Source organism: Pseudomonas sp. 382 (genome assembly GCF_002759075.1).
Taxonomy (GTDB): domain Bacteria; phylum Pseudomonadota; class Gammaproteobacteria; order Pseudomonadales; family Pseudomonadaceae; genus Aquipseudomonas; species Aquipseudomonas vlassakiae.
The window spans coordinates 333,819-347,165 of sequence record NZ_PEMX01000004.1; the positions used below are offsets into that span (position 1 = coordinate 333,819).

The 13,347-nt window shown below is 65.8% G+C and carries 4 protein-coding genes and 1 pseudogene; 3 read left to right on the plus strand and 2 right to left on the minus strand.

What is annotated here, in order from left to right; translation table 11 throughout:
* The first annotated feature begins 11 nt into the window (after positions 1 to 11).
* The 3 genes from CQW31_RS07905 to CQW31_RS07915 all read left to right on the plus strand — a co-directional run bounded on the left by CQW31_RS07905 (position 12) and on the right by CQW31_RS07915 (position 5,246).
* Positions 12 to 866 (plus strand): formylglycine-generating enzyme family protein, encoded by an 855-nt coding sequence (locus CQW31_RS07905; protein WP_099814231.1) that lies wholly within the window; start codon positions 12 to 14, stop codon positions 864 to 866.
* Between the two features lie 156 nt (positions 867 to 1,022).
* Positions 1,023 to 2,681 carry a cyclic peptide export ABC transporter gene (locus CQW31_RS07910; protein ID WP_099814232.1) on the plus strand — a complete coding sequence of 553 codons (1,659 nt, stop codon included), beginning with the start codon at positions 1,023 to 1,025 and terminating at the stop codon, positions 2,679 to 2,681.
* 84 nt (positions 2,682 to 2,765) lie between these two features.
* On the plus strand, positions 2,766 to 5,246 hold the full coding sequence (locus CQW31_RS07915) for a TonB-dependent receptor (RefSeq protein WP_082433630.1): 2,481 nt from the start codon (positions 2,766 to 2,768) through the stop codon (positions 5,244 to 5,246).
* 447 nt (positions 5,247 to 5,693) lie between these two features.
* Here the strand turns inward: CQW31_RS07915 and CQW31_RS07930 are convergent, their stop codons facing one another.
* Together CQW31_RS07930 and CQW31_RS07935 are read right to left on the minus strand one after the other, a co-directional pair.
* Positions 5,694 to 6,641 (minus strand): alpha/beta hydrolase, encoded by a 948-nt coding sequence (locus CQW31_RS07930; RefSeq protein WP_099814233.1) that lies wholly within the window; start codon positions 6,639 to 6,641, stop codon positions 5,694 to 5,696.
* Between the two features lie 59 nt (positions 6,642 to 6,700).
* Positions 6,701 to 13,336 (minus strand): annotated as a pseudogene (locus CQW31_RS07935) (amino acid adenylation domain-containing protein); the annotation flags it as partial.
* Between the last annotated feature and the right edge of the window lie 11 nt (positions 13,337 to 13,347).

Sequence of the window (13,347 nt, forward strand, 5' to 3'; positions counted from 1 at the left end):
AGAGAACCGCCATGCACATGTTCAAGCCCCTGGCCCTGGTGGCCGCCCTGCTCGCCAGCGCCCCGGCCTTCGCCGCCGACGCGCACGCACCTGGCAAGACGTTCAAGGACTGCAAGGATTGCCCTCAGATGGTCGTGCTGCCGGCCGGCAGCTTCACCATGGGCGTACCCGATGACGAAGTCGGCCGCCAGCCCGACGAAGGCCCGATGCACACCGTGACCTTCGCCAAGCCCTTCGCCATCAGCCAGTTCCAGGTGCAGGCCAAGCAGCTGGAGGCCTGGCAGCGCGACGCCAAGGTCACCCTCCCCGACGGCGACGACCGCCCGGGCCGGCGTTGCACCAACGGCAAGCCCAGCTACCCGCAAGGCCCCGACCAGCCGGCGGTGTGCATCAGCTATGACGAGGTCAAGGCCTACGTCGCCTGGCTGTCGAAGAAGACCGGCAAGCACTACCGCATGCTCAGCGAAGCCGAGCGCGAATACGGTGCTCGCGCAGGCACCAGCGGCCCGTTCCCGTTCCCCTTCGATGAAGGCAAGGAATACAGCATCGCCAAGCATGCCAACACCTATGGCGCCGCCGACGGCTACAACTACACCTCGCCTGCCGGCAGCTTCCCGGCCAACGCCTTCGGTCTGTACGACATGCATGGCAACGTCTACGAGTGGGTTGCCGACTGCATGCATGACAGTTACGTCGGCGCCCCCAGCGACGGCAGCGCCTGGATGGAAGCGAGCTGCGAGTACAACCACATCCGTGGCAATGACTACAGCGAAGCGCCGGTGTTCTCCCGCTCCGGCAACCGCAACTACCGCGAACCCTACGTGCGCGGCGACTGGCTGGGCTTCCGGGTAGCCCGCGAGCTCTGAAGCGCGCCCCCCCCAGCTGCACCTGCCCAGGCCCGCGGCCTGGGCCTCCTAAATAAGAACACTTCTCGAACGTCTTCCTCACAGGGCAATGGCCCGCACGGCGCCTGCCCCGCACAGCGCCCCAAAGCGCATCCGCGCATCCACCAGGAACTCAGCATGAACCAATCGACCCCTGGCGCCCTTCGCGAACTCCTCGGCTTGCTCAAACCCTACCGGCTGATCGTCGCCTTTGCCGTCGGGCTGGGCATCGTCGGCGGCTTCTGCATCACCTTGCTGCTGGCCAACATCAACAACCTGCTGCATGCCCCCGGCGCCCTGAGCTGGGGCGTGGTGCTGGCGTTCGCCGGCATCTGCCTGGTGGCGCTGGCCTCCTCCATCGCCTCGGACATCGGCACCAACTATGTCGGCCAGCACGTCATTGCCGGCCTGCGCCGCGACCTGGGCGAAAAGGTGCTCAGCGCACCGATCGAACAGATCGAGCGCTACCGCAGCCACCGCCTGATCCCGGTGCTGACCCATGACGTCGACACCATCAGCGACTTCGCCTTCGCCTTCGCGCCGCTGGCCATCTCGCTGTCGGTGACCCTGGGCTGCCTCGGCTACCTGGCGCAGTTGTCCTGGCCGATGTTCCTGATCGCCGCGCTTGCCGTGCTGATCGGCACGGCCGTGCAGTACATCGCACGCATCCGCGGCATTCGCGGTTTCAATGCGGCGCGCGAAGCCGAAGACGAACTGCAGAAGCACTACGATGGCGTCGCTTCGGGTGCCAAGGAACTGCGCATCAGCCGGCCGCGCCGCCAGCGCATGTTCAACGAACGCATCAGCCGCACGGCGAACTACATCCGCGATACCCACGTGCGCTCGATCAACATCTTCGTCATCGCCAAGAGCCTGGGCTCGATGCTGTTCTTCGTGGTCATCGGCCTGGTGCTGGCCCTGCAGCAGGCCCAGTTGGTCAGCGACCCGAAGGTCACCAGCGGCTTCGTGCTGGTGCTGCTGTACATGAAAGGGCCGCTGGAGCACCTGGTCTCGACCCTGCCGATCGTCAGCCGTGCGCAGATCGCCTTCCGCCGCATTGCCGAGCTGTCGCAGCAGTTCTCCTCGCCCGAGCCGCACCTGCTGCTCGCAGCCGCCGAAGTGCCGGACCAGCAGATCCGCAGCCTCGAACTGCGCGACGTCGGCTTTGCCTTCCCACCAGTCGCCGGTGCGTCGCCGTTCGCGCTGGGGCCAGTCAACCTGCGCATCGAACAGGGCGACATCCTGTTCATCGTCGGTGAGAACGGTTGCGGCAAGACCACCCTGATCAAGCTCCTGCTGGGCCTGTACGCGCCGCAGCAGGGGGAGATCCTGCTCGATGGCCAGCCGGTCACCGCAGCCAACCGCGATGACTACCGCCAGCTGTTCACCACTGTGTTTGCCGACTACTACCTGTTCGATGACCTGCTGCAGGACGCCCAGGCCCTGCCCGAGGACGCCGGCAAGTACCTGCAACGCCTGGAGATCGCGCACAAGGTGCAGATCCGTGACGGCGCCTTCACCACCACCGACCTGTCCACCGGCCAGCGCAAGCGCCTGGCACTGGTCAACGCCTGGCTGGAGAAACGCCCCGTGCTGGTATTCGACGAATGGGCCGCCGACCAGGACCCGACGTTCCGCCGCATTTTCTACACCGAACTGCTGCCGGAACTGAAGCGCCTGGGCAAGACCATCATCGTCATCAGCCACGACGACCGCTACTTCGACGTGGCCGATCACCTGCTGCGTCTGCGCAACGGCAAGCGGGTGGAAGAAGAAATAACAGAATTTTCACATTGATCTTTCCGGTTCTGGGGAGCCGGTACGTCACATAAATGCAAATAAATCTCATAACTAGTCAATCTGCCAACACTGAGTATCCGCATGTCGATTACCACGGTTTCGCCGCTCGCCCGGGCGGTTCGCAGCAAATCACTGGCATTGCTCACCCCGTCGCTGCTGGCCTGTGCGCTGGCAGCTTCGATGAGCGCCCACGCCGAGCCCGTGCAACTGAATATCCCTTCTCAAGGGCTGGTCGGGGCACTCAACACACTGGCCAAGCAGGCCGACCTGCAGCTGCTGTACAGCCCGGAAACCGTGCGCAACACCACCGCACCGGCAGTGCGCGGCAACATGGAGCCGGAACAGGCGCTGCGCCTGCTGCTGCGTGACAGCGGCCTGACCTACCAGATCGACGGCCACACGGTGATCCTCAATGGCGCATCGGGTTCGTCTTCGGCGATGGAGCTGGGACCGCTGAACATCAATGCCAATGCACTGAACGCCACGAGTGAGGGGACCAACTCGTACGCAGCGCGCGCCGTGACCATTGGCAAAGGTGTGCATACCCTGAAGGAAACGCCGCAGTCGGTCACCGTCATGACCCGCAAGATGCTCGACGACCAGAACCTCAACACCCTGGAGCAGGTGCTGGACAAGACGCCCGGCATCACCACCTACGACTCGCCCATGGGCGGCAAGTACTTCTACTCGCGCGGTTTCAACCTCGACGGCCAGTACCAGTACGACGGCGTACCGCTGGATGTGGGCGGCAACTACGTGCAGGCCAACAGCTTTTCCAGCGACATGGCGTTCTATGACCGGGTCGAGATCCTCAAGGGCGCGGCCGGCATGATGAAAGGCTCCGGCTCCTCGGCCGGTGGCGTCAACTTCGTGCGCAAGCGTGGCCAGGACAAGGCCCACACCAGCGTGACCCTGTCCGCCGGCAGCTGGGACAACTACCGCAGCCAGGTGGACGTGGGCGGCCCGCTGAACGAGTCGGGTACCGTGCGTGGCCGCGCCGTGGCGGCGCTGCAGGACAAGCAGTACTTCTACGACAACTCCAAGCGCCAGGACCGTATTGCCTACGGCGCCATCGACTGGGACGTCACCCCCGACACCACCCTGGGCTTCGGCCTGGCGTACGAGGATGTCGACGCCACTCCCTGCTACCACGGCCTGCCGCGCTATGCCGACGGCAGCGACCTGAAGCTGTCCCGCTCGACCTGCCTGGGTGCCAGCTGGAACGACCTGCAGAGCGAGCGCATCACCGCCTTCGCCGACGCCAAGCACCGCTTCAACGATGACTGGTCGCTGAACTTCGCTTCGGTCTACACCCATAACAACCAGAACATCGAGTACGGCTATTCCGAAGGCTCGGTGCCGGTGGGCGCCACCACCGGAGCGATGGGCCGCTATTCCGGCCGCTTCGATTACGACCAGGACGACTACGGTTTCGATAGCTACATCGACGGTAAATTCGAGGCGTTCGGCCTGGAGCACGAGCTGATCATCGGCGCCAACGCCAGCCGCCAGAAGAACCACGACTACTTCGCCCTGCTGGCCTTGAGCGGCACACAGAACCCGTTCGACCCATCGGATAACTTCCCGCATCCGTCGAAGGCCGACTACCAGACCGGCACCATCCGCGGCGGCCCGTTTCCGACCGACTCCACCACCACCCAGTGGGGCACCTATGCCAACCTGCGCCTGAAACTGGCCGAGCCCCTCACCCTGGTGCTGGGCACCCGCGTCAGCTGGTACCGCAACAACCGCGATTCCTACACCCAGCGCTGGGACACCTGGGAGCATATCCGCAGCCAGGAAAATGGCGAGGTCACCCCGTTCGGCGCCCTGCTCTACGACCTCAACGACCAGTGGACCGCCTACGCCAGCTATGCGCAGATCTTCCAGCCACAAGGCAACCTGACTACCGCCGATGGGAAATCGCTGCAGCCCAAGACCGGTGGCAGCTATGAGCTCGGCATCAAGGGCGAGCTGCTCGACGGCCAGCTGAACACCTCGTTCAACCTGTTCCGCACCATCGAAGACCACCGCGCCGAAACCGACTACGAGAATGTCTGTGCCGGTTCCAGCGATGGCTACTGCTACACCGACAGCGGCAAGGTGCGCGCCCAGGGCTTCGAGGCCGAGATCAGCGGTTCGCCGATCGATCGCCTGCAGTTGCTGGCTGGCTACACCTACACCCAGACCAAGTACCTGAAGACCATCAACGATACCGACCCGACCGAGCTGACCTTCACTTCCAGCTTCATTCCGCGGCACATGCTCAAGGTCTGGGGTGACTACCAGCTCGATGGCGCGCTGGATCGCTGGACCATCGGTGCCGGGGTGTCCAGCCAGAGCGACAACTTCCGCCGCCAGGGCAACATCCATATCGAGCAGCCGGGTTACACCCTGTGGAGCGGCCGCGTGCAGTACCGCCTGGACGAGCACTGGACGGTAGCAGTCAATGGCAACAACCTGTTCGACAAGAAGTACTACTCCACCATCGGTGCTACCGGTTGGGGTAACTACTACGGCGAGCCACGCAACTTCATGCTGACCCTCAAGGGCGATTTCTGAAGAGCGTTTGCTTGAACATGGAAAGGGCCGCTTAGCGGCCCTTTTTGTTTGTTGTGTATTCTGGTTTTCTGTATTGAGAGTGTGGCAAGGGCAGCAGGTGCCTGCCTTGAGAGTTGCAGCGCCTGTGAGATCGAGCGCCGCCCGCGCGGCGCATCGCGGGCAAGCCCGCTCCCACATCTGTTTCGGGCCAGTTACTCCTGTGCCGCCAACAGGATTCGCCTTGGTGCATGACTGGAGACAGGTGAAGCGGCATCAGCGCCCATTGAAATGCATCGCCATGCCAACAAGGCGGTCCCTGTTGGCATCACAGGAGAGACTGGCCCGAAACAGATGTGGGAGCGGGCTCGCCCGCGATGCGCCGCGCGGGCGGCGCTCGATCTCACAGGCGCTGCAAACCTCAAGGCGAACACCCCAGCCCCACCCCCACCCCTACCCCTACCCCTACCCCTACCCCAACACCCTACTCAAAACTGCACACAACCGCTCATGCACCTGCAGCACATCCGGCAGCACCGAAGCCATGCGCAGCAGGTCATGGGTCAACCCCGGCAACTCCACCAGCTCGACCTTGACCCCCGCCTCGCGCAACCGCTCGGCATAAGCCCGGCCTTCATCCAGCAGCGGATCGAGCCCGGCCAAGGCAATGATGGCAGGCGCCACACCGCTCAGGTCCTCGGCCAGCAGCGGCGAGAAACGCCAGTCGTGGCGGTCCTGCGGGGTGCGTGCGTAATGGTCGTAGAACCACTCCAGGGTATCGCTCTCCAGCAGATAGCCCTCACCAAACAGCGTACGCGAAACACTCTGCCGGCTGGCATCGGTGACCGGGTAGCACAACAGCTGGGCGCAAGGCTTGAGCACCGCCTGCTCCCCCGCGCGCGCCGCTTCGATTGCCAGCACCGTGGCCAAGGTCGCGCCGGCGCTGTCGCCACCGAAGGCCACACGCGCACTGTCCAGGCCCAACTGTTCAGCCTCGCTGGCCAACCAGGCCAAGGTATCCTGGCCGTCTTCCAGGGCCACCGGGAAGCGGTGCTCCGGCGCCAGCCGGTAACCCACCGCCAGCACCGCGCAACCGGCCCGTGCGCACAGTTCGCGGCACACGCCATCATGGCTGTCGAGGCTGCCGACGACAAAGCCACCGCCGTGAAAATACACCAGCACCGGCAGCGGGGCCGTTGCCTGCGGCGGCCGGTACAGGCGCAGCGGGATGGCCGCACCGTCCCTGCCCGGCGCTTGCAGCGCTTCGACGGCCAGGCCCTCGGGCGCTGCCCAGCGCAATTGCTCGGTAGACTGCTGGAAGACTCGGCGAGCCTGCTCGGGGCTCATGTGATGGAACGGCGCGTTGCCGGCATTGGCCTCGGCCAGGTCGAGAAAAGCTTCAAGTTCAGGATGCAGCATGGTGTTCCTCGAGAGAGGGAGGCCTGCAGCGGCCTCCCCCGATAGGATGGTGGAAAGGCTCAGCCCAGTCGTGCCAGGCAGTGGTCGATCAGCAGCTCCAGCTCGGCACGGTAGTCGTCCATCAGCGCCTGCACGGTCTCCGGGCGGTAGCGGCGCGTGCTGTAGACACAGCGCAGCGCCAGGCAACCGTCGTAGACCTGACCGATGATCTCCAGCCAGTTGCCCAGGCGCGCCACAGGGCTGTAGCAATCCCCCGTGCCCTCGGCCGCTGGCACCAGCAGTGCCTTGTCATCGAAGCTCTGGTCGAACTGCCCCAGGTAGTTGAAGGTGATCCGCGCCTGCGGCAGGCGCGCCAGGCGCTCGCCGAGCGCTGGTTCACCGAGGTAGCGCAGCACGCCATAACCGATACCCTTGTTGGGCACCGCCTGCAGTTGCCCCTGGATAGCCAGGATCGAGCTGCCGATATCCGCCTCGGGCTGCAGGCGAACCGGGAACATGCTGGTAAACCAACCCAGCGTGCGCGACAGGTCGAGGGCCTCGAACACGTCTTCGCGGCCATGGCCTTCCAGTTGCACCAGCACCGACTCCTGTTCGCTCCAACGGCACAGCACACGGCCCAGGGCGGTCAGCAACAGGTCGTTGATCTGCGTGCCATAGGCCGCTGGTGCCTCCTTGAGCAGGCGGCTGGTCGGGGTACTGTCGAGCACGACCCTGGCCACTGCCTGTTCACTGACCTGGTTGCGGCCCCTGGGGTTGTCGCACGGCAGGTCCTGGCCCGCACGGTCCAGCTGCCCCAGCCACCAGTCGCTTTCTTCGGCGGCGATACGCCCGGCATCCTGCACCAGGCGCTCGACCCAGGCGCGGTAGCTGCTGCTGCGCATCGGCAGCCTGGGTTCCTGGCCCAGGCAGCAGGCCTCGTAGGCAGTGCGCAGGTCTTCCAGCAACACACGCCACGACACCGCATCCACCACCAGGTGGTGGATTACCAGCAACAGGCGGGCTTCACCGTCGGCCATGCTCACGTGCATCGCACGCCACATCGGGCCCTCGCCCAGGTCCAGGCTGCGTTGCGCCTGGTTGGCCAGTTGCTCCAGCGCTTGCGCATCGGCGGCCTCGCGGCGCCACAGCTGCGGCGCACAGGCGTCCTCGGCCAGGTAGTGCTGCAGCCAACGGCCACCGTCGCGGCTGAAGCGCAAGCGCAGCGAATCGTGATGCCGCTGGATCACGCCCAGGGCGCGTTCCAGCGCATCCAGGTCCAGCGCACCGCGCGCCTTGAGCATCAGCGCCTGGTTGAAGTGCTGCGGCTCGCGCATGTCCTCGGCGAACAGCCATTCCTGGATCGGCAGCAGGCGGAAGGCACCTTCGCCAGCCTGCAGGCTGTGATCCTCGAGCTTGCCACTGACGGTTTCCACCGGCCGCTCGCAGATGCCGGCAATGGTCTGATAACGCAACAGGTCACGCAGCTTCAGGTCGAGTTCCAGGCCTGGGTGGTTCTTCACCCGCGACACCACCTGCAAGCTGAGGATCGAGTCACCGCCCAGCTCGAAGAAATTGTCTTCGATGCCGACCTGCTCGACCTGCAGCACCTGTGCCCAGATCTCGGCCAGCAGCTGTTCTTCGAGGTTGCGTGGCGCCACATAGGCCTCCTGCTGGAAGCTCGGTTCCGGCAGCGCCTTGCGATCCAGCTTGCCATTGGGCGTGACCGGGAACACGGGCAACACCATGACCTGCATGGGCACCATCCAGTCCGGCAGGCTGGCGCGCAGGGCCATCTTCAGCCGGTCTCCCGACAGCGACGGCTCACCCACCACGTAGCCCACCAGCTGCTTGCCCGAAGCACTGTCGCGTGCCACCACCAAGGCATCCTCGACACCCGGCTGGCGACGCAGCGCCGCTTCGACTTCACCCAGCTCGATACGGAAACCGCGGATCTTCACCTGCTGGTCGATACGCCCCAGGTAATCGAGAATGCCGTCTTCGCGCAGGCGTACCAGGTCGCCGGTGCGATACAGCCGTGCGCCGGGTTTGCCGAACGGATCGGGCATGAAGCGTTCGGCGCTTTGCCCAGGGCGATTCTGATAGCCACGGGCGACCCCTTCACCACCTATGTACAGCTCGCCGGGGAAGCCCACCGGCAACGGGTTGAGCTGCTCGTCCAGCACATGCAGGCTGCGCTCGCCTACGGCACGCCCGATGGGCGCGTAGTCGGCGCCGCAGTGGTCACCACCCGCCGCCTTCCACAGCAACGGCGTGACCACGGTCTCGGTGGGGCCATAGCCATTGGTGAAGTAGCGCGGGCGCAGTGCAGCGCGGACCTGCTCGAAGCTGCGCTCCGGTACCGCATCACCACCGAAGCAGTAGATGCGCACAGGCGGCGCCGGCATGCCACTGCCCTCGACGAACTCGGCCATCTGCTTGAGGTAGGCCGGCGGGAAACAGGCGATGTCGATACGCTGCTCGTGCAGCGCGCGGCAGGTCTGCTCCGGGGTCCAAAGGCTGCCATCGCGAATCACCAGCGTGCCACCGACCATCAGCGTGGTCAGCCAGCGTTCGTGCGCGCCGTCGAAGGCGAACGACATGAAGTGCAGCTCGCGCACGCCAGGTTCCATCTCGTACAGCTCGGCAATGGCCTGGCAATGCATGCTCAGTGGCCCTTGCGGCACGGCCACGCCTTTCGGTCGGCCGGTCGAGCCCGAGGTGTAGATCAGGTAGGCCAGGTTGCCCGGCCGCGCCTGCGACACGGGGGCGGTTTCTGGCCAATGACCCTGGTCTTCGGCATCGAGCAGCAGGCGCTGCAGGGCGGCCTGTGCCGGCACGCGGTCCTGCAGCCCGTTCTCGGTGATGAGCAAGCCCATCCCCGAGTCCTCGACCATGTAGGCCAGGCGCTCGGCCGGGTAGTCGATATCCAGTGGCAGGTAGGCAGCGCCGCTCTTCATCACCGCCAGCAAGGCCACCAGGGTTTGCACCGAACGCTCCAGGGCGACGCCGACCACCACTTCGGGGCCTGCGCCCAGCGCTTGCAGGCGATGAGCCAGGCGGTTGGCCGAGCGCTCCAGTTGCAGGTAGTCGAGCTGCTGCGCGCCACACTGTACCGCCAGCGCTTGCGGGCGCTGCTCGGCATGGCGGGCGATCAGCTCGACCAGCGACTGTGCCTGCCAGGTATTGCCGGGCGCCGTGCTCCAGCCCTGCAAGGCCGAGCGTTGTGCCGCTGGCAGGCGCTGCAGGTTGCCCAGGGCCACCTGCGGGTTGGCGAGGATTTCTTCCAGCAGGTGCTCCATCATGGCGCGAATACCCTGCACCACCGGCTCGCTGAAGCAACCACGCAGGTACAGGTATTCGATCGACAGCTGTTCGCCCAGGTGCACCGCCAGGTCCATCGGGAAGTTGGTGACGTCGTGGTTGGACGACTGGCCGAAGCTCAGCCCACTGGTCGCGCTGTCGCCCAGGCGCTGGTCGATCGGGTAGTTCTCGAAGACGATGATGCTGTCGAACAGCGGCTGTCCGCCCTGCCCCGACCAGCGCTGCACGTCAGCCAACGGCGCATGGGCGTGCTCGCGCAGCTCCAGATTGTCGCGCTGCAAGGCCTGCAGCCAGTCGAGCAGTGTCTGTTCGGCATCCATCCGGCCGATCACCGGCAGGGTGTTGATGAACAGGCCGAGCATGCGGTCTGCCCCAGCCAGGCCTTCAGGCCGCCCGGCGACGGTGGCGCCGAAGCACGGCGCCGCCTGGCCGGTGTAGCGCTGCAGCAACAGCAGCCAGGCGCCCTGCACCAGGGTGTTGGCAGTGATGCGCAGTTCGCGGCAACGCTGCTGCAGGCGGGCGGTACGCTCGCCGTCCCAGCGGGTGTAGAGCGCGTGATGGCCTGGTTCGTCGCTGACATGCCGCGGGTGTACGGCCTGGCTCAGCGAGGTCGGTTCGTCCAGGCGTTGCAGGCGCGCTTTCCAGAAGCCCTCGAGGGCGCCCTGGTCCTGGCGCTGCAGCCAGGCGATGAAGTCGCGATAGCGGCCCACCTCTGCGTTGCTGCTGCCCTGGTGGTACTGCTCCATCACCTCGCCGAACAACTGCGAGCTGGACCAGCCATCCATGAGGATGTGGTGGCTGGTCCAGGCCATGTGGTAACCCTGCTCCGCCACGCGGATCAGCAGCAGCCGCTGCAACGGCGCGCGGGTCAGGTCGAAACCACGGGCGCATTCCGCTTCGGCACGCGCGGCGAGACGTTGCTCGTCCACCGCCTCACCGCGCCAGTCGAGCACCTCGAAGTCCAGGCGGGCCTGGCGGTGCACCACTTGCACCGGGCGCGGCAGCCCTTGCCAGTGGAAGCTGGTGCGCAGGATGTCGTGGCGAGCCATGACACGTTGCCAGGCGGCGGCGAAGCGTTGCGGGTCGAGGCCCTCGACAGGCAGGCAGACCTGGTTGACATACAGCGCCGAGCCACCGTCGGAGAGGGTGTGGAACAGCATGCCCTCCTGCATCGGCGATAGCGCGTAAACGTCCTCGATGTCATCCACTGCCACCGGCAACGCGTCGAGCTGGGCCTGGTCGAGGCCGGCCAGCGGGAAGTCCGTCGCTGTCACGCCACGGTTGGCCGGTTGCTGGCAATGCTCCACCAGCGCCTGCAGGGCGTCTTCGAATGCCGTCGCCAGCGCCTGTACCCGGCTTGCCTCGAAGGTGCAGGTGCTGAACGTCCAGCTCAGGCTCAACACACCTTCGTGCACCTGGCCATCCAGGCTCAGCCAGTTGCCCAGCGGAGCATCGTCATCGATGCCGCTGCCTGCCGACTCATCCGCCAGGCGCCACAGCGCATCCTCTGCCGAGCCCGTATCGAACTGGCCCAGGTAGTTGAAGGTGATGCGTGGCTGCGGCAGAGCGGCCAGCACCTCCCGGGCTGCCTGTGGGCCGAGGTGGCGCAGCAGGCCATAGCCGATGCCTTTGTTCGGTACGCTGCGCAATTGTTCCTTGATGCGCTTGATCGACGTGCCGATATCGGCAGCGGGTTGCAGGCGCACCGGGTACAGGCTGGTGAACCAGCCCAGGGTGCGCGACAGGTCGATAGCGTCGAACAGTTCCTCACGGCCATGCCCTTCCAGCTGCACCAGTGCCGATGCCTCGCCGCTCCAGGCGCAAAGGGCCTGGGCCAGGGCGGTCAGCAGCAGGTCGTTGACCTGGGTGCGATAGGCCGCCGGTGCCTCTTGCAGCAGCGCGCGGGTCAATGCAAGGTCGAAGCGGCTGGTGAGTGTGCGGGCATGGCGTTTGGCCTGGCTACCCTCTGGGTGGTCGGCAAGGATGCCTTCGCCACCCTCGGCAAGCTGCGCCTGCCAGTAGCTCAGTTCGTCGTTCATCGCCTGTGACTGCGCGTGGGCGACCAGGCTTTCGCCCCAGGCCTTGTACGCGCTGGTCTTGGCTGGCAGGCGTGGTACACCGCCCTGCTGCAACTGGCGGTAAGTGGCTTGCAGGTCTTCCAGCAGAATGCGCCAGGAAACACCGTCGATGACCAGGTGGTGAGCCACCAGCAGCAAGCGCTGGCTGCCATCGGCCAGGCTGGCAAGCAGCGCGCGGCACAGCGGACCGTGCTGCAGCGACAGGCTGCGCTGGGCCTCGGCGGCCACGGGTTCGAGGCTTTCGACCTGTACGCACTGCAACTGCACGGCCTGGTCGACGGCGGCGTGGTACTGGACCCAACCCGCTGCGTCCTGGCGATAGCGCAAGCGCAGGGCATCGTGGTGCAACGTCACGTGCTGCAGCGCGGCGTGCAGCAGCTCGCCATCCAGGGGCTCGACCGGCGCCAGCAGCAGCGCCTGGTTCCAGTGGTGGCGGGCCGGAATGTCGGTTTCGAAGAACAGCTGCTGGATCGGCAGCAACGGTGCCTCGCCAGTTACCGGGCCTTGCTCGACCTGACTGGCTTCGTCCTGGTCGACGACGCCGGCCAGGCGCTGCAAGGTCTGCTGCTCGAAGACGTCCTTGGGCGTGAAGCGCAGGCCTTGCTGGCGGGCACGGCTGACCAGCTGGATCGAGACGATGGAATCACCGCCCAGTTCGAAGAAGTTGTCGTTGAGCCCCACCTGCTCGACTTTCAGCACATCCTGCCAGATGCCGGCCAGGCGCTGCTCCAGGTCGCTCTGCGGCGCCACGTATTCGCGCCGGGACTGGCCCAGCTCCGGCTTCGGCAGGGCCTTGCGGTCGAGCTTGCCGTTGGGCGACAGCGGCATGCGCTCAAGCAGCACCCACTGCGCGGGTACCATGTAGTCCGGCAGCACGGCCGCCAGGTGCGCCTTGATCGCTTCCAGGCTGTCAGCCTGCCCGGCTACCAGGTAGGCCACCAGTTGCTTGCCGCTCGGGCCATCGGCGGCCACCACTACCGCTTCACGCACCGCGTCCTGCTCTTGCAGGCGCGCTTCGATCTCGCCCAGTTCGATGCGCAGGCCGCGGATCTTCACCTGGTGGTCGATACGCCCGGCGTATTCGATCACGCCGTCCTCGCGCTGACGCGCCAGGTCGCCAGTGCGGTACAGCCGCTGGCCAGTACCGAACGGGCTGGTGACGAAGCGCTCGGCGGTCAGCGATGGGCGACGGTGGTAGCCACGGGCCAGGCCGATGCCGCCCAGGTACAGCTCGCCGGTCACGCCGGGGCTGACCGGGTTCAGTTCGCCGTCCAGCACGTAGGTCTGCAGGTTGGCGATCGGCTGGCCGATCGGCACCGCATCCTTGC